The organism is Priestia sp. MDV22-iso46 (assembly GCF_058629175.1).
The window spans coordinates 59,164-83,348 of the sequence record NZ_JBZVWT010000009.1 but is presented as its reverse complement, the minus strand read 5'-3'; the positions used below and the strand labels follow the sequence as shown (position 1 = coordinate 83,348).

Annotated in this window: 26 protein-coding genes and 1 riboswitch; of the genes, 20 read left to right on the top strand and 6 right to left on the bottom strand. The window is 38.8% G+C overall.

What is annotated here, in order from left to right; genetic code table 11:
- The first annotated feature begins 121 nt into the window (after positions 1–121).
- The 7 genes from AC4NPH_RS26275 to AC4NPH_RS26245 all read left to right on the top strand — a co-directional run bounded on the left by AC4NPH_RS26275 (position 122) and on the right by AC4NPH_RS26245 (position 9,573).
- On the top strand, positions 122–892 hold the full coding sequence (locus tag AC4NPH_RS26275) for a L,D-transpeptidase (RefSeq protein WP_098197358.1): 771 nt from the start codon (positions 122–124) through the stop codon (positions 890–892).
- 123 nt (positions 893–1,015) lie between these two features.
- Positions 1,016–2,554 (top strand): carbon-nitrogen hydrolase family protein, encoded by a 1,539-nt coding sequence (locus AC4NPH_RS26270; RefSeq protein WP_013055260.1) that lies wholly within the window; start codon positions 1,016–1,018, stop codon positions 2,552–2,554.
- A gap of 113 nt (positions 2,555–2,667) precedes the next feature.
- A complete protein-coding gene (locus AC4NPH_RS26265) occupies positions 2,668–3,222 on the top strand; it encodes a glycerol-3-phosphate responsive antiterminator (protein ID WP_013055261.1) in 555 nt (184 codons plus the stop codon).
- Between the two features lie 178 nt (positions 3,223–3,400).
- Positions 3,401–4,228 carry an MIP/aquaporin family protein gene (locus tag AC4NPH_RS26260; protein WP_098197357.1) on the top strand — a complete coding sequence of 276 codons (828 nt, stop codon included), beginning with the start codon at positions 3,401–3,403 and terminating at the stop codon, positions 4,226–4,228.
- Between the two features lie 67 nt (positions 4,229–4,295).
- Entirely contained in the window at positions 4,296–5,786 is a 1,491-nt protein-coding gene (gene glpK, locus AC4NPH_RS26255; RefSeq protein ID WP_057274975.1) for a glycerol kinase GlpK, read from the top strand.
- A gap of 187 nt (positions 5,787–5,973) precedes the next feature.
- Positions 5,974–7,653 carry a glycerol-3-phosphate dehydrogenase/oxidase gene (locus AC4NPH_RS26250; protein WP_098197356.1) on the top strand — a complete coding sequence of 560 codons (1,680 nt, stop codon included), beginning with the start codon at positions 5,974–5,976 and terminating at the stop codon, positions 7,651–7,653.
- Between the two features lie 165 nt (positions 7,654–7,818).
- Positions 7,819–9,573, top strand: coding sequence for a phospho-sugar mutase (locus AC4NPH_RS26245; protein ID WP_013055265.1), 1,755 nt, complete (start codon positions 7,819–7,821; stop codon positions 9,571–9,573).
- Between the two features lie 34 nt (positions 9,574–9,607).
- On the opposite strand, the gene AC4NPH_RS26240 is transcribed toward AC4NPH_RS26245, so the two are convergent.
- Together AC4NPH_RS26240 and AC4NPH_RS26235 are read right to left on the bottom strand one after the other, a co-directional pair.
- Positions 9,608–10,216, bottom strand: a complete 609-nt coding sequence (locus AC4NPH_RS26240; RefSeq protein ID WP_013055266.1) for a biotin transporter BioY — start codon at positions 10,214–10,216, stop codon at positions 9,608–9,610.
- A gap of 210 nt (positions 10,217–10,426) precedes the next feature.
- Entirely contained in the window at positions 10,427–10,678 is a 252-nt protein-coding gene (locus AC4NPH_RS26235) for a YhdB family protein (protein WP_013055267.1), read from the bottom strand.
- A 321-nt stretch (positions 10,679–10,999) separates the two neighbouring features.
- On the opposite strand from AC4NPH_RS26235, the gene AC4NPH_RS26230 reads away from it, so the two are divergent.
- From AC4NPH_RS26230 to AC4NPH_RS26220, 3 genes are all read left to right on the top strand, one after another.
- Positions 11,000–12,409: a SpoVR family protein gene (locus tag AC4NPH_RS26230; RefSeq protein ID WP_013055269.1), complete on the top strand. Its 1,410-nt coding sequence runs from the start codon at positions 11,000–11,002 to the stop codon at positions 12,407–12,409.
- Positions 12,410–12,532: 123 nt separating this feature from the next.
- On the top strand, positions 12,533–12,862 hold the full coding sequence (locus tag AC4NPH_RS26225; RefSeq protein ID WP_061859890.1) for an antibiotic biosynthesis monooxygenase family protein: 330 nt from the start codon (positions 12,533–12,535) through the stop codon (positions 12,860–12,862).
- Positions 12,863–12,928: 66 nt separating this feature from the next.
- Positions 12,929–13,360 (top strand): Rrf2 family transcriptional regulator, encoded by a 432-nt coding sequence (locus AC4NPH_RS26220; RefSeq protein ID WP_013055271.1) that lies wholly within the window; start codon positions 12,929–12,931, stop codon positions 13,358–13,360.
- A gap of 52 nt (positions 13,361–13,412) precedes the next feature.
- Here AC4NPH_RS26220 and AC4NPH_RS26215 read toward each other — a convergent pair whose 3' ends face one another.
- Entirely contained in the window at positions 13,413–14,408 is a 996-nt protein-coding gene (locus AC4NPH_RS26215) for an NADPH:quinone oxidoreductase family protein (protein ID WP_013055272.1), read from the bottom strand.
- A 183-nt stretch (positions 14,409–14,591) separates the two neighbouring features.
- On the opposite strand from AC4NPH_RS26215, the gene AC4NPH_RS26210 reads away from it, so the two are divergent.
- Positions 14,592–15,536, top strand: coding sequence for a nucleoside hydrolase (locus tag AC4NPH_RS26210; RefSeq protein ID WP_064471288.1), 945 nt, complete (start codon positions 14,592–14,594; stop codon positions 15,534–15,536).
- Between the two features lie 34 nt (positions 15,537–15,570).
- Here the strand turns inward: AC4NPH_RS26210 and AC4NPH_RS26205 are convergent, their stop codons facing one another.
- The 3 genes from AC4NPH_RS26205 to AC4NPH_RS26195 are packed head-to-tail and all read right to left on the bottom strand — an operon-like array spanning position 15,571 to position 17,845.
- Positions 15,571–16,305 (bottom strand): amino acid ABC transporter ATP-binding protein, encoded by a 735-nt coding sequence (locus tag AC4NPH_RS26205; RefSeq protein WP_013055274.1) that lies wholly within the window; start codon positions 16,303–16,305, stop codon positions 15,571–15,573.
- 30 nt (positions 16,306–16,335) lie between these two features.
- Positions 16,336–17,040 carry an amino acid ABC transporter permease gene (locus AC4NPH_RS26200; protein WP_013055275.1) on the bottom strand — a complete coding sequence of 235 codons (705 nt, stop codon included), beginning with the start codon at positions 17,038–17,040 and terminating at the stop codon, positions 16,336–16,338.
- Positions 17,024–17,845, bottom strand: coding sequence for an amino acid ABC transporter substrate-binding protein (locus AC4NPH_RS26195; RefSeq protein WP_013055276.1), 822 nt, complete (start codon positions 17,843–17,845; stop codon positions 17,024–17,026). The genes AC4NPH_RS26200 and AC4NPH_RS26195 overlap by 17 nt, the downstream gene beginning before the upstream one ends.
- Before the next feature lie 323 nt (positions 17,846–18,168).
- Between AC4NPH_RS26195 and AC4NPH_RS26190 the strand changes: the two genes are divergently transcribed.
- From AC4NPH_RS26190 to thiD, 9 genes are all read left to right on the top strand, one after another.
- Positions 18,169–18,585, top strand: coding sequence for a fluoride efflux transporter FluC (locus AC4NPH_RS26190; protein ID WP_231101663.1), 417 nt, complete (start codon positions 18,169–18,171; stop codon positions 18,583–18,585).
- A complete protein-coding gene (crcB, locus tag AC4NPH_RS26185) occupies positions 18,586–18,975 on the top strand; it encodes a fluoride efflux transporter CrcB (protein WP_013055278.1) in 390 nt (129 codons plus the stop codon).
- Between the two features lie 47 nt (positions 18,976–19,022).
- Positions 19,023–19,238: a hypothetical protein gene (locus AC4NPH_RS26180; RefSeq protein WP_013055279.1), complete on the top strand. Its 216-nt coding sequence runs from the start codon at positions 19,023–19,025 to the stop codon at positions 19,236–19,238.
- 162 nt (positions 19,239–19,400) lie between these two features.
- Positions 19,401–19,502: riboswitch (TPP riboswitch) on the top strand.
- Between the two features lie 121 nt (positions 19,503–19,623).
- A complete protein-coding gene (locus AC4NPH_RS26175) occupies positions 19,624–20,247 on the top strand; it encodes a thiamine phosphate synthase (protein WP_013055280.1) in 624 nt (207 codons plus the stop codon).
- The gene (thiO, locus tag AC4NPH_RS26170; protein ID WP_098315378.1) at positions 20,231–21,358 is read left to right on the top strand and encodes a glycine oxidase ThiO; all 1,128 of its coding nucleotides are present in this window, start codon (positions 20,231–20,233) and stop codon (positions 21,356–21,358) included. The genes AC4NPH_RS26175 and thiO overlap by 17 nt, the downstream gene beginning before the upstream one ends.
- On the top strand, positions 21,355–21,558 hold the full coding sequence (thiS, locus tag AC4NPH_RS26165; protein WP_098197355.1) for a sulfur carrier protein ThiS: 204 nt from the start codon (positions 21,355–21,357) through the stop codon (positions 21,556–21,558). Before thiO ends, thiS begins: the two co-directional genes overlap by 4 nt.
- Before the next feature lie 5 nt (positions 21,559–21,563).
- Positions 21,564–22,331 carry a thiazole synthase gene (locus AC4NPH_RS26160; RefSeq protein WP_029320752.1) on the top strand — a complete coding sequence of 256 codons (768 nt, stop codon included), beginning with the start codon at positions 21,564–21,566 and terminating at the stop codon, positions 22,329–22,331.
- Entirely contained in the window at positions 22,328–23,347 is a 1,020-nt protein-coding gene (locus AC4NPH_RS26155; RefSeq protein ID WP_098197354.1) for a thiazole biosynthesis adenylyltransferase ThiF, read from the top strand. The genes AC4NPH_RS26160 and AC4NPH_RS26155 overlap by 4 nt, the downstream gene beginning before the upstream one ends.
- Before the next feature lie 22 nt (positions 23,348–23,369).
- A complete protein-coding gene (gene thiD / locus AC4NPH_RS26150; protein WP_013055285.1) occupies positions 23,370–24,179 on the top strand; it encodes a bifunctional hydroxymethylpyrimidine kinase/phosphomethylpyrimidine kinase in 810 nt (269 codons plus the stop codon).
- Positions 24,180–24,185: the final 6 nt, after the last annotated feature.

Genomic DNA, 24,185 nt, shown 5'->3' with positions numbered 1-24,185 from the left:
AAAGGGGTGCGTGAAAGATTTTATTGTATTTTGACTTATAAGGTAAAAAGTGTTCTGATGGTTTGCCTTTCATCCTATACTTTTCTTATATAGATATAAGAGAAATTGGGGGAGTCGATAAATGAAAAAGGTGGCTGTTTTTTTTGTTGGGCTTGTTTTTTTACTCGCGGGGATGGGTCTGACAGGCAATGCGTCTGCGGCGTCAAATCAACTTATTATTATTAACAAATCTACTAACACCCTTGCTTTTTATGATAGAGGAAAATTAGTAAGGACGTTCAAAGTTGCGACGGGGAGGCAGATGAGTTATACACCAGAAGGTACCTTTAGCATTGTGAATAAAATTAAAAACCGGCCTTATTATAAAGACAACATTCGGGGAGGAGATCCTAGGAATCCGCTAGGTGATCGCTGGCTAGGATTAAATGCGCGCGGAACATATGGAACGACGTATGCTATTCATGGAAATAATAATCCAAGTTCTATCGGGACTTACGCAAGTTCTGGGTGCATTCGTATGTATGATGAAGAGGTACGCTGGCTGTTTGACCGTGTTCAAACCGGTACAAAAGTGGTTATTGGTCAATTCCATTCTCAAAGTTTTGATTCAATCGCTGTTAAAAACAAATACAAAATAAGCAGTGCTCCAGTCGCCCAGAATCTTTGTAAAACGAAAAAGCTCTCAAAAGGCCAAATTGGTTTTGTAACGATTCAATCACCGATGGTTTTATTGAAGGAAAAAAAAGGAAAATGGGTAAAGATTCGTACGTTAAATCGCGGTGAACGCTATAATGTATATAAAATAGATGGCATTAAAGTCTCTTTAGGGCCAGGATTTATTGAAAATTATCCTAATAAAAAAACATCCATAAAATTAAATATTTGCAAATAGAAAATACCGTTCATATAGCTGACTATATGAACGGTATTTTTTGAATTTTTAATAATGTTTATTATAATAAAAAACAGGGAAACTAATTGCCTAATGAAGAGAGAGAAAGGGTTGTTTGAGCGTATGTCTACAATAGATTTATCAAAATTCGAGAAAAAAATGATTATTCGTAACATCAAACCGGACGATATAGATGAAATTTTAGCACTTCAAAAGCTATCATTCCCGGGAATGGATCCGTGGAAAAAAGAACAGCTTGAAAGTCACCTGGCCATTTTTCCAGAAGGACAAATATGTGCAGAGTACGACGGGGAAATTATCGGATCTTGTTCAAGCTTGATTGTGAACTTTGATGAGTACGATGATCAGCATACGTGGGACGATATTACAGACGAAGGATACATTACAAATCATAACCCGGAAGGCTACAATCTGTATGGAATTGAAGTAATGGTTCATCCAAAGTATCGCGGCATGAAAATAGGACGCCGCTTATATGAAGCGCGTAAAGATTTAGCACGTGAATTGAACCTGAAAAGTATCATCATTGGAGGAAGAATTCCTAATTACCATAAGCATTCAGCTGAAATGTCGCCTAGAGAATATGTAGAGCAAGTTATTCATCATAAAATTTATGATCCAGTGCTATCTTTTCAGCTAATGAACGGATTTACGCTTATGCGTATAAACCCTGGTTATCTTCCTGATGATCTAGCTTCTAATAAGTATGCAACGTTAATGGAATGGAACAACGTAGATTACGTTCGCCGTTCAAAACGCCATTTTAAAACATCATTCCCAGTGCGTATTTGTGTTGTTCAGTACATGATGAAACAGATCAATTCATTTGAAGAGTTTGCAACACAGGTAGAATATTATACAGATGTTGCTTATGATGCAAAAGCCGACTTCTGCGTATTCCCGGAAATTTTCACAACTCAGCTAATGTCTTTCTTGAATGAAAAGATCCCAAGCAAAGCGGTTCAGCGCGTAGCAGAATATACGGAAGAGTACATTGAGCTATTTACTAACTTAGCGGTTAAATATAACGTAAATATTATTGGAGGATCCCACTTTGTCGAAGAAGATAATGGAGATATCTTTAATATTGCCTATCTATTCCGCCGAGATGGAACAATTGAAAAGCAGTACAAAGTGCATATTACACCTAATGAAAGAAAATGGTGGGGAATTAGCCCAGGAGATAAAGTTGAAGTGTTTGATACAGATTGCGGTAAAATTGCGATCCAAATTTGCTATGACATTGAATTTCCGGAGCTTGCCCGTATTGCTACCGATAAAGGTGCAAATATTATTTTTACACCATTCTGTACGGAAGACCGTCAAGGTTATCTGCGCGTAAGATACTGCTCTCAGGCGCGCGCGATCGAAAACCAAATTTATACGGTTATCGCAGGTACAGTTGGAAACTTGCCTGAAACAGAAAACATGGATATTCAGTATGCTCAGTCTGCTATTTTTGCACCGTCTGACTTTGAATTTGCACGAGACGGTATTGTAGGAGAATGTAATCCTAATATTGAAATGGTAGTTATTGGAGATGTAGATTTAGAAATTCTTCGTCGCCAGCGTCAATCGGGAACGGTTCGTCAATTAAAAGACCGACGCCATGACGTTTACAATATTAAATATAAAAAATAACGCAGTTTCTAAAAACATCATGCAAATGCATGGTGTTTTTTATTTCAACTTTTGCCATAATAAAAACTATTACAATGAATTTTGTGGACTAACCATGGAAAAGAGGGGAAAACATGAGTTTTCATGGACAATCGGTATTACCCGCTGTTCGAGATATGAAGCAATTGGAAAAATTTTTAGTAAGTAATTATGAGTACGGAGTTCTTTTAGACAATCAAGTGGGCATGCTAAAAGGAATTATGAAAGAGGTCCATAAGCATGAAAAGAAGCTAATCATTCATTTAGATTTAATTCATGGCTTAAAGCACGATGAGTATGCGGTTGATTTTTTGTGTCAGGAGTTTAAGCCTGCGGGAATTATTTCGACAAGAACAAACGTTATTTTAAAAGCTAAACAAAGAGGGATTTATGCCATTCAACGGGTCTTTTTATTGGACAGCACAGCTTTGAAGAAAAGCTATGAGTTAATGAAGAAAGTAAAACCGGATTATATTGAGCTTCTTCCTGGAATTGTGCCCACTTTAATCCAAGAAGTTAAAGCTGAAACGGGCATTCCGGTGTTAGCTGGAGGCTTAATACGAACGGCAGAAGAAGTTCATAATGCTTTAGAAGCCGGGGCTTCTGCTGTTACAACATCAAATAGAGAACTGTGGAGTATTTCAACTTAAAAAAACTGTTTGACAACGCTTTCATCATCTAGTAAACTTCTAGATAAGTTAATAGATGTGAGGGAGAATAGGAGATCCACGGTATAGCCTTTTAATGATTTTATTAGGGGGATGTATTGTGGATTTTCTTATTTTCTTGTCATTTTAATCGTTTTCATACAAAGGGGAGGTTATTTATATGCAAGCATTCTTAGGAGAAATAATTGGAACAATGATTTTAATTATCCTTGGCGCTGGTGTATGTGCGGGTGTCAATTTAAAAAAATCGTTTGCTGCTAATTCGGGATGGATCGTTATCACAATGGGATGGGGAATGGCAGTAGCGATGGCAGCATATGCGGTTGGTAATATGAGTGGGGCACACTTAAATCCAGCGTTAACCGTAGCGCTTGCTATTACAGGTGATTTTCCATGGTCACAAGTACCGATGTACATCTTAGCTCAGTTTATTGGAGCCATTCTTGGTGCAACAGTTGTTTATTTACACTATCTTCCACACTGGGAAGAAACAAAAGATGCTGGTACAAAATTAGGCGTATTCGCAACGGGGCCAGCAATTGCTAACCCATTTGCAAACGTTTTAAGTGAGGCGATTGGAACGTTTGTATTAGTAGTAGGAATCTTAGCAATTGGAGCAAATAAATTTACAGATGGATTAAATCCTTTAGTAGTAGGATTTTTAATCGTAAGTATTGGTTTATCATTAGGAGGAACAACAGGCTATGCCATCAACCCTGCTCGTGATTTAGGACCTCGTATTGCTCATGCTATCTTGCCCATACCTGGCAAAGGCAGCTCGAACTGGAAATATGCTTGGGTGCCAGTAGTGGGTCCTTTAGTAGGCGGATCAATCGGGGCAGTATTTTACCAAGCGGCATTTTTAAATAAAATGTCAAGCAGCTTATGGGTTGTTTTAAGTCTAGCGCTGATTGTTTTAGCAGTTATCTACGCTGTTTCTAAACAAAAGGCAGCACAGATTCAATCAGCAGTAGTACCGAAAAAATGAATGAGCTTTACCATCTAACTATGTACAATAAAGAAACGACAATATACAGAGAATAGGGGATATTGATATGGAAAAATTCATTTTATCTTTAGACCAAGGAACAACAAGCTCACGAGCAATGTTATTTAATAAAAAAGGTGAAGTTGTACATGTAGCTCAAAAAGAGTTTACACAGTACTTTCCAAAACCAGGTTGGGTAGAACATAATGCAAGTGAAATTTGGGGTTCTATCCTAGCAGTTATCGCATCTTGTTTATCTGAGTCAGGTGTTCATGCGGATCAAATCGAAGGAATTGGGATTACCAATCAGCGTGAAACAGCAGTAGTATGGGAAAAAACAACAGGGAAGCCGGTGTACAATGCAATTGTATGGCAGTCTCGACAAACGTCTGGTATTTGTGAAGAATTAAAAGCAAAAGGATTAAACGATACGTTCCGCGACAAAACGGGATTATTAATTGATGCATACTTCTCTGGAACAAAAGTGAAGTGGATTTTAGATAACGTAGAAGGTGCACGAGAAAAAGCAGAAAACGGTGAATTGTTATTTGGAACAATTGATACATGGTTAATTTGGAAGCTATCAGGCGGAAAGGCGCATGTAACGGATTACTCAAACGCATCCCGCACGCTTATGTTCAATATCTACGATTTAAAATGGGATGATGAACTGCTAGATATCTTAGGGGTACCGAAATCAATGCTTCCAGAAGTAAAGCCTTCTTCTGAAGTATACGCCCATACAGTAGATTATCATTTCTTTGGTAAAAACATTCCAATTGCTGGAGCAGCAGGGGATCAGCAAGCCGCTTTATTTGGACAAGCGTGCTATGAAAAAGGAATGGCGAAAAACACCTATGGAACAGGCTGCTTTATGCTCATGAATACGGGTGAAAAAGCAGTTAAGTCCGATCACGGCTTATTAACTACATTAGCATGGGGGATTAACGGTAAGGTAGAATATGCGCTTGAAGGCAGTATTTTTGTAGCAGGATCTGCTATTCAGTGGCTTCGCGACGGTTTAAGAATGTTTAAAAATGCGGCTGAAACTGAAAACTATGCAACGCGAGTAGAGTCTACAGACGGTGTATATATTGTGCCAGCTTTCGTAGGACTTGGAACACCTTATTGGGATAGCGATGTACGGGGAGCGATGTTTGGGTTGACTCGTGGTACAAAAAAAGAACACTTTATCCGTGCAACGCTTGAATCACTGGCTTATCAAACAAGAGATGTATTAAGTGCGATGGAAGCAGATTCTGGAATTACATTAAAAACATTGCGTGTAGACGGGGGAGCAGTTAAGAATAATTTCTTAATGCAGTTCCAAAGTGATGTGTTAAACGTTCCGGTTGAGCGTCCTCAAGTGAATGAAACAACGGCTCTTGGGGCAGCATATTTAGCGGGTCTTGCGGTCGGCTACTGGAAAGATTGCGATGAAATTGCGCAGCAGTGGAATATGGAAAAATCTTTCGAACCAAATATGGAAGAAGAAAAGCGTGAAGAATTATATAGCGGCTGGAAAAAAGCCGTACATGCAACAATGGCTTTTAAGTAATTATTTGATGAAAACACTTTAATTAAAAGTGCATGCATGATATAATTTAATCAAGTTAATAAATTGGTTGGAGAATCGGAGAGACCACAGATCCATATATAGACATACTATATATGTGATTTGTGGTCTCTCTTTTTTGTATATTGGAAAAATTTGATATCTTTAAAAATTGAAAGGGGAATGACGTATGTTTTCAAGTCAAACACGTTCGAATAAATTGGTAGACATGACACAAAATCAATATGATTTACTAGTAATTGGTGGGGGAATTACTGGGTCAGGTATTGCGCTTGATGCGACTCATCGAGGCATGAAAACGGCATTAGTTGAAATGCAGGATTTCGCAGCAGGAACATCTAGTCGTTCAACGAAGCTTGTTCACGGCGGTCTACGCTATTTAAAACAGTTTGAAGTTAAAATGGTAGCCGAAGTTGGTAAAGAACGTGCCATCGTATATGAAAATGGGCCTCATGTAACGACTCCGGAGTGGATGCTGTTACCTTTCCATACGGGTGGAACATTCGGTAAATTCTCAACTTCAATTGGACTGCGCGTATATGATTTTTTAGCTGGTGTAAAACGCTCAGAGCGCCGCAAAATGTTTAGCGCAGAAGAAACGCTTAGCCGCGAGCCATTGGTGAAATCTAAAGATTTAAAAGGCGGCGGTTACTACGTTGAATATAAAACAGATGATGCACGTTTAACGATTGAAGTAGCTAAAGAAGCTGCCGCAAGAGGAGCAGACTTAGTCAATTACACAAAAGTGGAAAACTTCATCTACGATAAAGGAAAAGTAGTAGGGGTTGTTGTTCGTGATCAGCTTACGAATAAAGAATATAATATTTATGCAAAAAAAATCGTCAACGCTGCAGGTCCATGGGTGGACACGCTGCGTGAAAAAGATAATTCAAAAAAAGGCAAGCAGCTTCAATTAACAAAAGGAATTCACTTAGTTATTGATCAAGAGCGCTTTCCATTAAAACAAGCCATTTATTTTGATACACCTGATGGACGTATGGTGTTTGCAATTCCGCGTGATGGAAAAACATATGTGGGCACAACAGACACGGTCTATAAAGAAGACGCTAGACATCCGCGTATGACTGTAAAAGACCGTCAATATGTTATTGATGCGATTAACTATATGTTCCCAACGGTTGATATTACAGTAGACGACGTAGAATCAAGCTGGGCGGGTGTTCGTCCACTTATTCACGAACAAGGAAAAGATCCTTCTGAAATCTCGCGTAAAGATGAAATCTGGACATCAGAATCAGGTTTAATTACAATCGCTGGAGGGAAATTAACTGGGTACCGTAAAATGGCTGAAATTGTCGTAAATCGCGTAGCTGAAGATTTTAAAGCAGAAGGACGCGAATTTGAAAGCTGTCAAACTAAACATTTACCTATTTCTGGAGGTAATGTAGGCGGTTCAGGTGGGTTCCCAACGTTTGTAGAGCAAAAAGTCAAAGAAGGCATCAAACTAGGGTTATCACGTGCCGCTGCTGAAAAGCTTGTAAAACGCTATGGTTCAAACGTAGATAAAGTATACCGCTACATGATTGAACGTCCCGATCAGCTAAAAAACAGCGACCTTCCAGCTAGTGTATTTCTGCAAATTCAATATGGCATAGAAGAAGAAATGGTTTCAAAACCAGTGGACTTCTTCATTAGACGTACGGGCGCTTTATTCTTTGATATCAACTGGGTAAGAAGCTGGAAAAAACAAGTGATTGCTCATATGGCCGAAGAGTTAAAGTGGACGCCTGAGCAAACAAAAGCTTATACGGATGAATTAGAACAGCACCTTCATGACGCAGTTGTACCAGTAGATGAAAAAGTTAACCGTATGACAGGTATTTCATGATAAAATAAAAAAGTACCTCAAAATTTGTCAATACAGCCATAATATAATAGCAGGAAGTCAAATTTGGACGAAGAAATATAATATGACTGTTAAAAAAAGAGAAAGACGATTACTCGTTTTTCTCTTTTCATACATATTTACATTTATATAAGGGGGCTTTTTTTTATGAGTTGGAAAGAAACATATACATCTTGGATTAATCATCCAAATTTAGATCCTGAATTACGTCAAAATTTAGACGCAATCAAAGGTGATGAAAAACAATTAGAAGATAGTTTTTACAAAACATTGGAATTTGGAACAGGCGGAATGCGTGGGGAAATTGGAGCGGGTACAAACCGTATGAATACGTATACAATCCGAAAAGCTTCCGAAGGCTTTGCTGAGTACATTAAACAAGCTGGTGAAGAAGCTATCAAGCAAGGCGTAGTCATTGCGTATGATTCTCGCCACAAATCGCCTGAATTTGCGATGGAAGCAGCAAAAACATTAGCAAGTCACGGAATTAAAACGTATGTATTTGAAGAGCTAAGACCAACACCTGAACTTTCATTTGCAGTGCGTGAGCTAAACGCATTTGGAGGTATTGTTATTACAGCGAGCCACAATCCTCCTGAATATAACGGATACAAAGTATATGGTCCAGACGGTGGTCAGCTGCCGCCAAAAGAAGCTGATGAACTAGTTGGCTTTGTAAATGCTGTGGAAAATGAACTTACATTAGCTGTTCAATCTGAAGCGGAGCTAAAAGAAAAAGGTCTTATTGAAATGATTGGTTCAGCGATTGACGAAGCATACAATGAGAAACTAAAAACGATTTTAATTAATCCAGAGCTAGCTTCTGAAACAGGTAAAGACTTAAAGGTAGTGTTTACACCTCTACATGGTACAGCTAATAAGCCAGTTCGCAACGCGCTTCAATCCATCGGTTACGAAAATGTCGCGGTTATTGAAGAACAAGAACTTCCTGATCCAAATTTCTCGACGGTTAAATCTCCGAATCCTGAAGAGCCGGCTGCATTTGAATATGCTGTTCGTAAAGGAAAAGAAATTGATGCAGATATCTTAATCGCAACGGATCCAGATGCAGACCGTTTAGGAATTGCTGTCAAAGATCCAAGCGGCGAATATGCGTTATTAACAGGAAACCAAACGGGTGCTTTATTGCTTCACTATTTGCTTTCTCAAAAGAAAGAAAAAGGCGTGCTGCCTGCTAATGGCGTTGTGTTAAAAACGATTGTAACATCAGAAATCGGCGCACAAATTGCTCGTTCATTTGGACTGCAAGTTGTTGACACTCTAACAGGTTTTAAATTTATCGGTGAAAAAATTAAGCAATATGAGCAAACGGGCGAGTATACATTCCAATTCGGTTATGAAGAAAGCTACGGCTATTTAATTGGTGACTTTGCTCGTGACAAAGACGCTGTACAAGCAGCCATTCTAGCAGTAGAAGCTTGTGCTTATTATAAAAAGCAGGGCATGACGCTATATGAAGCGCTTCAGCAAGTGTTTACTAAATATGGCTTCTATCGTGAAGGTCTGAAATCTTTAACGCTTAAAGGAAAAGAAGGATCTGAGCAAATTCAGCATATTTTGGCTACATTTAGAAATGAACCTCCTACTGACATTGCAGGATTAAATGTTTCGGTTGTAGAGGATTATACATTAAGCGAGCGTCAGCAGATTAAAGCAGGAAAAGTAGAAGAAATTACATTACCAAAATCAAATGTATTAAAATATATCTTAGAAGACGGTTCTTGGTTCTGCCTTCGTCCGTCTGGTACAGAGCCAAAGGTGAAGTTCTATTTTGGCGTCGTGTCAGAAGATGAAGCAACGAGCATTGCCCATTTAGAAGCTGTACAAACAGCTGTAATGGGTGAAGTAGAACGGGTATTAGATAAAGTGAAAACGGTATAAAAGTAAAGCCTGCTCAAACTTGAGCAGGCTTCTTTTATGATACTTTATTTGATTGCGTATTTGACAAATACGAAGAAGATCGTAGGGCTTTATAAATTCTCGGAGCAAGCATAGCCCCAAGGACAGTAAAAATAAGATCCTTTACCGCAAACCACGACATAATCTTCCAAGCGGCTGCATATGTCATTGCAGGAGCTTCAAGCCAGTAATTAACCGCTACATACATATACGTAGTACCAATTAAATAAATAACGGCAATACCAACTAGCGATGAAATTAAAAAGATAGAAAAAGTTGGCTTGCCGCGCATTTCCATAATTTTGCCTGTGATAAATGCTGCTACAATATAAGAAAGCAAAAAGCCGCCGGTGCTTCCAAATAAAATACCAATTCCTGCTTTAAATTGAGCAAATACCGGAGCGCCGGCAATGCCAATTAATACATATACAATCATCGAAATAGAACCCATTCGGCTCCCAAGTAAAAGTCCTGCTAATATAACAAAAAAAGGCTGAAGTGAAAGAGGCACGCCGCCTACTTGTAAAAAAGGTGCCCAAGAAGTAATGTTTGCACCAATAGCCATAAGAGCCGCAAACATACCGGCTAGCGTTAAATCTAAAGTGCGAAACCTTTTAGTACTCATATATGTTCCTCCCAGTATGTACTGAAATATCTTAGCGTATGTACTGAAGATTGTACGTCGAATTCACTTTTATGTCAACGGTAAAAATAAATATGTTTACATATATTATTTAATGGTTTTTGAAATAAAGTATGCATATTTTTAGTGCAACATAAAAAAATAAAGAAGGGAATTCATCCCTTCTTTGTCCAAGTGTGTGTATCAAAAATACTAGTACAATGATTCTTCCAGAAGCTCCGGGTTGTGCTCCGAATATTCCGTTGCATGATCAATGTAGCGTAGTAAAGAATAAAGCTCTTCTTGAATGATGCGGTAGTTTCGTTCAAAATTGTAGGCGTGCAAAAAATGTTCAATCTTTTTTGAAAGAAAATCGTCGTCTGTTCGAACCATTAAAATTAATAAGTTATCCCATTGTGAACGGTGTGTGTAATACAAAGCTCGATCATAATCAATTACATCCATTAATAACGTTCCTCCTTTTGAGGAGTTGAAATTAGTGTATGATATTTGCGGGAATTCTTACGCTGTAAATGTTGGGCAAAAGACCAGTGCATAATTAAAAGAGGTTGTAGTCATTATGCAAGAAGAATAAACGTACAGCACCGGATAAATGATAAGAAAGGCAAAGAATGATGCAGCATAACAGTTATATTACATCCATTATTTAAGACAACTAAATAAAAATCCCCTTTTCTTGAAAAAATAAAGCTTCTTTTTGATGAAAACACATGAATTGACATGTTTGTACATAGATTGAAGTAAGGAGTGAAAGGGGGAGCTGTCGTGAAAGAAGCAGATTATAAGCAATTATACCGTGCGATTGATGAAATTACGGAAATAGCTAGCGGTTTCGGCTTAGATTTTTATCCGATGCGCTATGAAATTTGCCCGGCAGATATTATTTATACGTTTGGTGCATATGGGATGCCAACTCGTTTTTCACATTGGAGCTTTGGAAAACAATTTTACAAAATGAAATTACACTACGATCTTGGATTGAGTAAAATTTATGAATTAGTTATCAATTCAGATCCTTGTTATGCATTTTTATTGGATTCCAATGCGCTTATTCAGAATAAATTAATTGTAGCTCACGTGTTAGCCCACTGTGACTTCTTTAAAAATAACAGCCGTTTTGCCAACACTAAACGGGATATGGTAGAAAGTATGGCAGCGACCGCTGATCGAATTAAAGAATACGAAGTAAAGCACGGTAAGCGTGAAGTAGAAAAGTTTTTGGATGCTGTCCTATCGATTCAGGAACATATTGATCCGTCTCTTATGCGTGCCAAGCTTTCTTGGAGCATAGATGATGTAGAATCATCGGAAGAAGAAATCATTTCTCCTTACGATGATTTATGGAATTTGGATTATAAAGAAAAGAAAAAACCAAAACCTCCAAAGTCTTTTAAAAAATTTCCGCCTCAGCCTGAAAAAGACATCTTATTATTTATTGAAGAATACAGTCCTTATTTAGAGGATTGGCAGCGGGATATTTTAACGATGATGCGAGAAGAAATGCTTTATTTCTGGCCGCAGCTTGAAACAAAAATTATGAATGAAGGCTGGGCTTCTTTCTGGCATCAGCGCATTATTCGAGAAATGGACTTAACGAGTGATGAAGCGATAGAATTCGCCAAGCTAAATGCAGGGGTTGTGCAGCCGTCTAAGACGGGAATCAATCCATATTATTTAGGATTAAAAATCTTTGAAGACATTGAAGAACGCTACAATAATCCAACAGAAGATATGATTCGCCGGGGCGTGGAGCCTGGATCAGGAAGAGAGAAGATGTTTGAGGTACGTGAGGTTGAATCAGATATTTCCTTTATCCGCAATTACTTAACAAAAGATTTAGTCATGCGGGAGGATATGTACTTATTCCAAAAACAAGGAAAAGACTATAAAATCGTCGACAAAGAGTGGACAGAAGTTAGAGATCAGCTTGTTAATATGCGCGTAAACGGCGGATTTCCTTACATCACAGTAACCAATGGAGACTATTTAAAAAATGGAGAGCTCTATTTAAAACACTGGTATGAAGGAATTGAATTAGATGTCAAATACTTAGAAAAAGTGGTACCGTACGTTCATCAGCTTTGGGGCCGCCCCGTTCATTTAGAAACGGTAATGGAAGGCAAGCCAATCGCCTTTACGTATGATGGAAAAACAGTGCATAGAAAACATTTGTAAAAAAGAAGACCGCTTAAACAGCGGTCTTTTTGGGCTTCTGTAATTTATCCATATAAATTGAAAAAATAAAATTACTGTGCAATAATCGAATGAGAATTACTTTCATTTAGAAAGGAAGATAAGATGTTTGTTGTAAACGCAAGTTTTGAAACAGAAAAGAAATTTGAAGAACAGCTCAAGCAAAAAGCTAACAAAAACAAAGCAGAAATTGAGGCAGCCAAAGGAAATTTATCGTTCGAATGCTGGAAAAAATATTCCGCAGATAAAGTTGAATATGTCCTTGTATCCAAGTGGGAAGACAAGCAGTTCTTTCAAGCGTGGATCTCAAGAGAAGAACATGTGAACGAACATAAAGAAGCGAATAAAAAGAAAATGAAAGCATGTTCTGAAGCTATGGAAATCAAGAAAATGCTGCGCTTTTATGAGGCGGTAGAAGAGGACATTCTTTCCTAAAAAAGCATGCTTGACTTTCATAAATGTTGTAACTATAATGATTACAACAAAATAGGAGTGAGAGCAATGAAAATTAGCAGTCGATTCACCGTGGCCGTTCACATACTATCTTTAATTAAAGTAGATAGCAGTCACCCTAGTACTTCAGAGTGGATTGCTAGCAGTGTAAATACAAATCCTGTTGTTATAAGACGAGTAATTGGGATGTTAAAGAAAGCTGGACTCGTGGGTGTAAAAGCCGGAGCTGGCGGAGCTTATCTATTGAAAGATTTAGAAGAGATAACGTTGTTAGACGTTTATCGAGCGGTGGCGGCAGTGGAAGAAGGAGAATTGTTTCAAATGCATGAAAATCCGAATGTGGAGTGTCCTGTAGGAGCCAATATTCAAAGTGTCCTTGAATTGATTTTAAAACGTTCTCAAGATGCCATGGAACAAGTCTTAGCCGATGTGACCATGAAAGAATTAGTGACGGATTTAATAGCAAAAATAGATGTATAATAACATGCTTCTGTTCGTAAAAAAACGGAGAAACCTAGGTTTCTCCGTTTTTTTATAGCTTCACAATTGTTCGTCCTCGAGCTTGTCCTTTTAATAAAGTCGGAAGTACCTCAGGGAGCTGTTGTAGTGAAATTTCCTGCTGAATGAAAGGTTCGAAGCTTTCAGGCTTAAAGTCATTAGCGAGTCTATTCCAAATTTCTTTTCGAGTAGGCATTGGACAGTAAACAGAATCGATACCTAATAAATTAATCCCTCTTAAAATGAAGGGAAAGACGGTTGTTGGCACTTTGCCTCCAGCTGTTAGCCCGCTGACAGCTACAGAGCCTCCGTACTGAATTTGACTGAGAACAGAAGCTAGAGGCTCTCCGCCCACAGGATCCACGGCAGCGGCCCATTTTTGCTTGCCTAATGCTTTTAATTTGCCGTTATAAACGTCTTCACGCGCTACAATAGAGGAAGCGCCAAGCTCTTTCAAATAAGCTGCTTCCGAGCTTTTTCCCGTACTTGCTTCCACTGTGTAGCCTAATTTTGAAAGAATGGCAACCGCAAAGCTTCCTACACCTCCCGTAGCGCCTGTTACAAGCACAGAGCCATTAGATGGACTAGTATGGTTTTCCTCTAAGCGATGCACAGATAAAGCAGCTGTAAAGCCAGCTGTGCCGATAATCATTGCTTCTTTTAACGTTAAATTTTCAGGAAGAGGGACAATCCATTCGCTGCGTATGCGCGCATACTCACTATAGCCTCCAAAGTGTGATACGCCAATGTCATAGCTTGTTGCAATGACACGATCACCTTCTTTAAAATCAGGGCTGTCAGAAGATACAACAACTCCTGCTAGGTCGATTCCTGGGACAAACGGATAGCTTGTCACAATATTGCCGTTTGCGATGCTGGCTAAGCTATCTTTATAATTCACCCCTGAATAATGAACGCGAATAAGTACATCGCCTTCTGGCAAATCGTTTAGCGTCAGTTCTTGGACGGACGCCTCCACTTGGTCTTCCCTTTTTTTATCTACCACTAATGCTGAAAATGATTGCTCCATTTTATTTCTCCTTTCTATACTGAGATGTATATGTCTATACATAGATTACCTTATTTCTATACCCATTATAGAAAATAGTAAAAGAAGTTCATAATACTTTGATTACGAAACGAGTCATTTCATTATAAAATAGCGGTATAGCTAAACATTAGTTAGCAATACATAGGAAAGAGGAGAAGAGAAATGAGTACAAACATATATTTTAACCATGATGCAGGTATTGATGATTTAGTATCCCTTTTTTTACTGCTGCAAATGGATGATGTAAAGGTAACAGGGGTATCTGTTATTCCCGCTGACGGATACCTAGAGCCAGGTATCAGCGCAAGCCAAAAAATTATTGATCGTTTTGGAAGTTATGATATTGAGGTAGCCAAATCTACTTCACGCGGTATGAACCCATTTCCAAAGGAATGGCGCATGCATACATTTTATGTAGATGCACTGCCGATTTTAAATGAAAAAGGGGAAGTGCAAACAAAAATAAGTCAGCTGCCTGCTCACGATCATTTAATTGAAACATTACAACATACAGCCGGAAAAACGACTTTATTATTTACAGGACCATTAACTGATTTGGCAAGAGCACTTGAAAAAGCGCCGGAAATAGAAGAGAAAATTGACAAGTTAGTGTGGATGGGCGGTACATTTCAAGAAGTAGGAAATGTACAGGAGCCTGAACATGATGGAACGGCGGAATGGAATGCTTTTTGGGATCCAGAAGCAGTAGCAAAAGTATGGGAAAGCAGAATTAAAATTGAGATGGTTGCTTTAGAAAGCACGAATCAAGTTCCATTAACACCGGCTATTCGTCAAATGTGGGCTTCACTTCGCAGGTATGAAGGAGTAGACTTTGTAGGGCAGTGCTACGCGGCCTGTCCGCCGCTTGTGCATGTTGAAACCAATTCAACATATTATTTGTGGGATGTACTCACAACAGCATTTACAGGGAATTCAACACTTGTGAAGGTAAAAACCGTTTCGAGTATTGTGCATACAGAAACACCGAGCCAAGGAAGAACAGAAATTTCCCAAGAGGGACGACCTGTAGATGTCGTATATGATGTCACAGCTGAAGCGTTCTTTACGTACATTACAGATTTAATGAAAAAAGCAGTAGCCAAATAAAGAAAAAGGTTGCACATGAAAGTGTGCAACCTTTTTAATGAATCATATTCAAGAATTGACGTGTCCGCTCTTGTTGAGGATTTGAAAATATTTGATCCGGTGTACCTCTTTCCATAATGACACCTTGATCCATAAAAATAACTTCATCCGCTACTTCACGGGCAAAGCGCATTTCGTGAGTTACCACCACCATCGTCATTCCTTCTTTTGCTAAGTCTTTCATCGCTTGAAGAACGTCTCCTACAAGCTCAGGATCAAGAGCTGAAGTAGGCTCATCAAACAGCATAACTTTTGGGTCCATCGCCATTGCTCTGGCGATGCCAACACGCTGTTGTTGTCCGCCTGATAGTTGGAAAGGATAAAAGTCAAGCTTGTCTCCTAAGCCAACTCGTGTTAATAATTCTTTCCCTCTTTTTTCTGCTTCTTGAGTAGAAACGCCTTTTACAATTACAGGACCTTCCATAACATTTTCAAGCGCACTTTTATGAGGAAACAAGTTATAGTTTTGAAAGACCATACCTGTTAGGCTTCGAAATGAAGTAATGTCTTTTTTACGAACAGGTTTGGTGAAATTCATGCTTTTTTTATCAAGTTCAATCGTGCCGTCTGTTGGGATTTCTAAAAGATTTAAGCAACGTAAAAAAGTAGTTTTACCCGATCCAGAAGGACCAATCAATACAATTACCTTGCCCTGTTCAACTTTTAAATCAATTCCTTTTAATACTTGCAAATCACCGAATGATTTATGCAAATTTTTGATATTAATCATATGAAAAACTCCTTTAGCTACTCGAAACGGTTATTTAGATACGTAACGATCTAGTCTTATTTCAATGCGTCCTTGGATAATGGATAAGATTGTGCACATAATCCAGTACAAGAGCGCTGCCTCACTATAAAGAAGTAAAAATTCATAGTTAGTCGAAGCAATTTCTTGAGCTTTACGGAACATCTCAGAAACAAGAATGAGCGATGCAAGTGACGTATCTTTAATAAGGCTAATAAAAGAGTTAGATAATGGCGGAATCGATACACGTGCTGCTTGCGGTAAAATAATCCGTCTTAACGCCTGGGAATAGGTCATACCAAGTGAGTAACCAGCTTCCCACTGTCCTTTAGGAATAGATTGAATCGCTGCTCGGATAATTTCAGATGCATACGCACCTACACTTAATGAAAATCCAATAATAGCAGAGATAAATGGATCAATTGTTATATCTAAATTGGGTAAGCCGTAGAAAATAATAAATAATTGCACAAGCAGCGGTGTACCTCGAATAATCGATACATAGATGCGCGCAATTATATTTAAAACTTTTATAGATGATAAACGAGCCAAGGCTGTTAAGACAGCTAAAATGATACCGAGTACAAACGTGATTAATGTTAGTGGAATAGAATATTGAATAGCTCCCTTTAGCATTGGTAGGAGAGATGATTGAGCGATTGAAATCAATTGATTCAATCGCTCTCCATCAGGAAAAATATTATTTAGGAGAAACATCTTCGCCAAACCATTTCTTAGAAATTTTTGCGTATGTTCCGTCTTTTTTCATATCTTTCAATGCTTTGTTTACTTCATCCACTAACTTACCGCTGTCTTTTCTAAACATAAAGCCGCTTGCAGCACCATCGGATTTTTCATCCGCGATTTTGATAGGTGCGTTAGGGTGCTTTTTCTTATAGTCAAGGAACGATAATTTATCGTTGATTGTAGCATCAACACGGTTTGCGCTCATTAGTTCTACTGCTTGAGCAAAACCTTCAGCACTCGTAATGTTTGCACCATAAGATTGAGCCATGTCTTTATAGTTACTTGTTAATGACTGCGCTGATTTTTTTCCTTTTAAATCTTTAAATGATTTGATATCTTTTTCGTCTTTACGAACAATTAATACAGCGCCTGACTGGATGTATGGGTCAGAGAAATCGTATTTCTTTTGACGATCTTCACGAATACCCACTTCATTAGCAATCATGTCAAAGCGTTTAGCATCTAATCCGGCAAACATGCCATCCCACTGTGTTTCTTTGAACTCAGCTTTTACGCCAAGACGTTTAGCTACTTCTTGAGCCAATTCTACATCAAACCCAGTTAGCTTTTGTTTGTCATCATGAAAAGTGAACGGAGGGTATGTACCTTCAGTTCCAATTGTTAATACACCATCTTTTTTCACTTTATTATATAAATCCCCTTGTGAAGATTTATTGTCTCCATTGTTTGCTTCATTTTTTGAGCTAGAACCGCATGCGGCAAGCACAACTGTGAAAGCTAATAGTAGCGACAAAAGTGCAGCAAATTTCTTCATTTTCTAAACCCCCTAGTATTCTGATAGGAAATGATACTCTGTGATACTAAACAAGAACACAGCAAAAGTCAACAAAAAAAACTTATACGATTAATGTGACTTAAAATAAGGGAAATATACCTTCTATACACGGTTTGTCATAAGGATACAGAAAGATTTTAAAATTTGGATTAAGTGGATTTTTAAGGGAGATTTGAGGAGTAAAAAGGAAGTTTCATGCGACGATTTTCTCTTTCATTTTTTCATGACTTTTGGTGCAATAAACATATAGTTAAATGTTAAGGTAGAAATAAATTCCTTATGGTACACTTAAAGAAGAATTTATGAAACGGAGCGATATGATGAAAGCCATAAACTTAATCTCAATTGCCTTTGGTGCTATCGCTGGTACATATGCACGTTATTTGCTGAATCTTTCCTTATTATACACGGGCTATCCAATAGGAACGGTAATTGAAAACCTATTAGGAAGCTTCATACTAGGCCTATTAACAGGATTTTTTGTGTGGAAAAAGCCAAAAGAATGGATAAAGCTTGGACTAGGAGTTGGCGTGTGCGGTGGTTTTACAACGTATTCAACGTTTGCAGGAGACGTCATTTCTCTCACTCAGCACCATTTATTTTGGGGAGCCATTTATGTAATTGTCTCTTTAGTAGGTGGAATCCTTCTTGCTTTAGCAGGCTATCTATGCGGTGAAGCGGCAGGGGGAAATTTAGTGAAAGTACATGAGGTGAAGTAAATGAGCATAGTGAGCTTGGCACTTGGCGGGGCAGCTGGAGGGATATGCCGTTATCTTTTGGGTTTAAAAGTTACAAAAATAGTTTCAAACCCTCCTTTTCCAGTATCAATGCTGTTTGTAAACTTGCTCGGTGCGTTTGGCCTTGGTCTTTTTTACGGTAGTTATTATGGAAAGGTTCCGAGTCATGCTTATGATGATTCAATATTTTTAATGATTGGCATTGGGTTTTTTGGTGCCTTTACCACTTTTTCAACGTTCAGTGTGGAAACCGTACAGTTAATTCGAGAAAAATCTTATCGAAAAATGTTGGCGTATGTGGGGATTTCAGCATTTGGAACAGTTGGTTTATTTACAGTCGGTTTACTGGCAGGAACGTTTTTATTTAAGTAAAGAGAACGTTTCTAGTAGGGAAAAACAAAAAGACGGAGAAGTAGAGAATGGATAGAAAAGCAGAAGTTTGGAAATACATTTTGTTGATTGTAGCTGTTGCAGGTCAGATCATCGGTTTTTTATTTTTATTTATAAATGTTGTCGCGGCATTTATTTTTTACGGTTTTTATATTCTAACTTTTATTATGTTACTCCTGCTGTTTATATGGGATCGGAAAAAGGAAAAAGACAAAGAAGAATTTGACGACTATACCGATTACTAACCATATAAAAAGCAGAATGATGCGGTGCGCCGGGCCTCTTACTTACTAAAGAAGCTTAAAAGATACATCTATAAAAGGAAGAGAGCCGTAAGAGCATAAAGAGATATTGTATTTACATCTAGTTGTGTTATAATTTTAAGTGCGAAAACAAAATCAATAAATAGCAATCACTAGGGGAGCTTTTTGAAGCTGAGACGAATGTATTTCGGACCCTTTGAACCTGATCTGGTTTGGACCAGCGTAGGGAAGTGGTGATCATGTTTACATAACGATGCATGCTAACCACTCTACGTTGTAGAGTGGTTTTTTGTATGTAATAAAACCCTCTACACAAGATGAGGTGATTGAAATTTCTCTTTATTCTGAATAGAAAGGTTTCGATCATGTGGATATTCCTAAATTTCATGTCATTACAACAGATAAGCAGCCAATCGAAGAGCTTCAAAAAATTTTAACGGCTATCGCGCCTTTTGCGGGCGCCGTTCATATTAGAGAAAAAGAGAAAACGGCAAAGCAGATTCAATGTTTACTAGAAAGCCTGCCATTTTGTCGCTCTAAAATTATTTTGAATGACCGAGTTGATGTAGCGCATGCTTTAAAAGCAAAAGGCGTACAGCTTGCCTATCATAGTTTAGACGTTTCGGTTGTTATAGACGCATTTCCTTCTCTTATTGTCGGAAAATCAGTTCACTCTGTGGAAGAGGCTTTAGAAGCTGAAAAAGATGGTGCTCACTACATTCTATACGGACATATTTATTCAACACATTCAAAAAAAGGATTAAAAAGTCGAGGGATAGCAGCACTAAAAGAAGTAGTAGACGCTGTGCAGATACCGGTTATTGCCATTGGAGGAATTACACCTGTAAATGCCAAAGAGGTGCTTCAAACAGGAGCACACGGTATAGCTGTGATGTCTGGTGTCATGCTTGCGCAAGATCCCCTCAAAGCGATTAAACAATATTCTCATATATGGACATCTGGAGGTGGAGAAAATGAAGCAGCATTATGATGTACTGTTAATCGGAGGAGGTATAATCAGCTCTTCTATCGCTTATCATTTGTCAAAACAAGGAGCGTCAGTAGCTATTCTTGAACGCAATCAAATTGGTTGTGAAGCTTCAAGTGCAGCCGCTGGTATTTTAGGTGCTCAAGCTGAAATTGATGAAGAAGGTCCTCTTTTAGACCTTGCTATTAAGAGCAGAAGCATGTTTCCTGAACTGGTGAAGGAACTAAAAGAAAAAACGGCCATCGATGTAGAGCTCATTCAAAAAGGCTTATTAAAAGTCGCTGTAACAGAAGAAGATGCACACGTATTAAAGAAAAAAGCCGCTCAGCACCACCGGTGGGATGAACATGTAAGATGGATCGATGTAAAAGAAGCGCGTTTGTTAGAACCCGGGCTCTCTCCAGACATATACGGAGCCATTACAATACCGGGAGACGGCCAGCTAGCTCCGGCTAAGTTAACGCAAGCTCTTGCTCATGGAGCCTTGTATCACGGAGCAGATGTATTCGAATACTGTGACGTTCATTCTCTTATTATGGAAAATGAAACAGTAAAAGGTGTACAGACGTCCAAAGGCTCTTTTTATGGAGAAAAAGTAGTTATTGCAGCAGGCTCATGGGCTAAACGCTTTATTTCTTCTGAACATGTAGGTCAGGTGTTTCCCGTAAAAGGGGAATGTCTTGCTCTTCAAAGTCATAAGCCGCTGCTTTCTAAAACGATTTTTTTAGATGAAGGTTTTTACTTAGTGCCTAAGACTGGTGGAAGAATCGTAATCGGGGCAACTAAGCTACAGCATGATTTTACCAAGACGGTTTCTGCACAAGGTATTCAATTTTTGCTGAATAAAGCTTCTGCGCTTCTGCCGGCTATTAAAGAAGCCACATTTGAAAAAGCATGGGCTGGTCTTCGTCCGCAAACAAATGATGGCTGGCCTTATTTAGGAGAGCATCCTGAAATAGCGAATCTACACATGGCGTTTGGCCACTACCGAAACGGTATTTTATTAAGTGCTGCAACTGGAAAAATTATGGCTGATGCTTTGTTAGGGAAAAAGCCGAATCATTCATTTTTTACATCATTTCAGCTAACAAGAGTAATGGAGGGAGTTCATTGAATCTAATCATTAATGGTAAGACCGTTACTTTTGGAGATGAAATTGAAACGGTCGAGCACTTGTTGCAGGCTCAGAACCTGCATGAACGAGTGGTAATTGTTGAGCTAAACAAGAACATTTTGCAAAAAGAAGAACATAGCGATGCATGCTTAGAAGATGGCGATATATTAGAAGTTGTTTCATTTGTCGGAGGAGGATGAAGAGTATGTTAAAAATTGGACAATATACATTTAATTCACGTTTACTATTAGGAACAGGGAAATTTCCGGACTTTACGACTCAGCGTCAAGCGGTAGAAGAGTCAGAAACAGAAATTTTAACATTTGCTGTGAGACGAATGGATATTTTTGATCAAAATCAGCCTAATTTATTAGAAGCGCTTGATGTGAAGCGTTTCACTCTTTTGCCTAACACTGCTGGAGCAAAAAATGCAGAAGAGGCCGTACGTATTGCTAAATTAGCAAAGGCTTCTGGACTTTGTGACATGGTGAAAGTAGAAGTAATTGGATGTGATAAAACGCTGCTTCCTGATCCAGTTGAAACATTAAAAGCCAGTGAAGAACTGTTAAAAGAGGGCTTTACCGTTTTACCTTACACATCAGATGATGTTTTACTTGCGCATCGTTTAGAGGAGTTAGGCGTACATGCCATTATGCCAGGAGCTTCGCCTATCGGTTCAGGTCAAGGTATTATTAATCCGTTGAACATGCGTTTTATCATTGAACAATCAACTGTTCCAGTAATTGTAGATGCAGGTATTGGAACGGCGTCAGACGCAGCTCAAGCTATGGAGCTAGGAGCAGATGGTGTGTTATTAAATACAGCTGTTTCAGGAGCAAAAGATCCTGTGAAAATGGCTCGTGCTATGAAGCTAGCGATTGAAGCAGGACGAGCAGCATTTGAAGCAGGACGTATTGAAAAGAAACAATATGCAACGGCAAGCAGTCCAACAGAAGGGATGAGCATCGGTTGATTAATCGTTATTCCCGCCAAGAATTGTTTCAACCTATTGGAAAAGGCGGACAGCAGCAAATTCAAGAAAAGCATGTTCTGATTGTAGGAGCAGGCGCTCTTGGAACAGGGAACGCCGAGGCCCTTGCGCGAGCGGGGGTAAAGAAAATAACGCTCATTGACCGGGACTATGTAGAGTGGAGCAACCTTCAGCGGCAGCAATTGTATAGTGAAAAAGATGCTGATAAAAGAATTCCAAAAGCAATTGCCGCTAAAAAACGGCTTCACGATATTAATCATGATGTAAAAGTAGAAGCGCACGTAGCAGACGGTACCCCTCAAGTTTTAGAACAGCTTGTTGAGGGGGTAGATGTTATGATTGATGCAACCGATAATTTTGACACACGCCTTGTAATGAATGATTTATCACAAAAATATGATATTCCTTGGATTTACGGAGCATGTGTAGGAAGTTATGGAATTAGTTATACTATCATACCAAGTGAAACACCGTGTTTATCCTGTTTGCTTGAATCTGTACCGCTTGGAGGGTTAACATGTGATACAGTGGGGATTATTAGTCCTGCTGTACAAATGGTAGTCGCTCATCAAGTAACAGAAGTGTTAAAAATATTAGTCGGAGACTGGAATGCGCTCAGGAGGGAACTTGTTTCGTTTGACGTATGGAAAAATGAGTATACGAGCATCAATGTGAACGTGTTTCGCAAATCTGCTTGCCGCTCATGCGGCAGTGAACAAACGTATCCCTTTTTACAATATGAAAATCAAACGAAAACAGCTGTGCTATGCGGAAGAAACACGGTACAAATCCGTCCGGGCAAATCAGCCAAGCAGCCGCTGCAGTCTTTAGGTAAACGATTAAAAGAAAAAGGATATAAAATTGAACAAAATCCGTATCTGCTTTCTTTTTATGTAGATGATTACCGTTTAGTGATGTTTCAAGATGGGCGCGTCTTTGTCCATGGAACAAACAATATAGTAGAAGCAAAGTCACTTTATCATCGGTATATTGGGTAAGAAAGAGATGGAGGTTTCAGGCATGACAGTACCAAAAGCATTAACCATTGCTGGATCAGACAGCGGTGGAGGAGCAGGCATTCAAGCAGATTTAAAAACATTTCAAGAGCGTGACGTTTTTGGCATGTCTGTTATTACAGCTGTGACTGCACAAAATACAGTTGGCGTTCAAGGAGTTTATCCTTTAGCAGTAGAAGCAGTTGAAACGCAGTTAGATTCAATTGCCACTGACTTATTTCCTAATGCAGTGAAGACAGGTATGTTGTTCAGTGCTGATATTATTTACGCAGTGGCTCGTAAAATCAAACAGTACGGACTGCAAAATGTTGTAGTTGATCCCGTTATGATTGCAAAAGGCGGTCAGTCTCTTCTTCAAAGAGAAGCTGTACAGGCTCTAAAAGAATTATTGCCTCTTTGTGAAGTCATTACGCCGAACATACCGGAGGCGGAAGTCATCACGGGTAAAGAAATTCACACGATTGAAGACCGAAAAGAAGCGGCAAAACAGATGCATGAGCTAGGTGTAAAGCACGTGGTAATTAAAGGCGGACATGATCAATCTCATCAAGATATGATTGATATAGTATATGATGGTCATAAGTACGTTGAAATCACGCATGAAAAGATGAATACAAAGCATACACACGGAACGGGATGCACGTTTGCTGCTTGCGTCACGGCTGAATTAGCGAAAGGTAAAAGCGTGGTTGAAGCAGTTCAAACCGCTTCGGATTTTGTTCACTATGCGATTAAGCATACGCTTGAAATTGGTTCCGGACACGGTCCTACTAATCACTGGGCGTATAGAAAATACTTTCGTTCAAACATATAAAAAAAA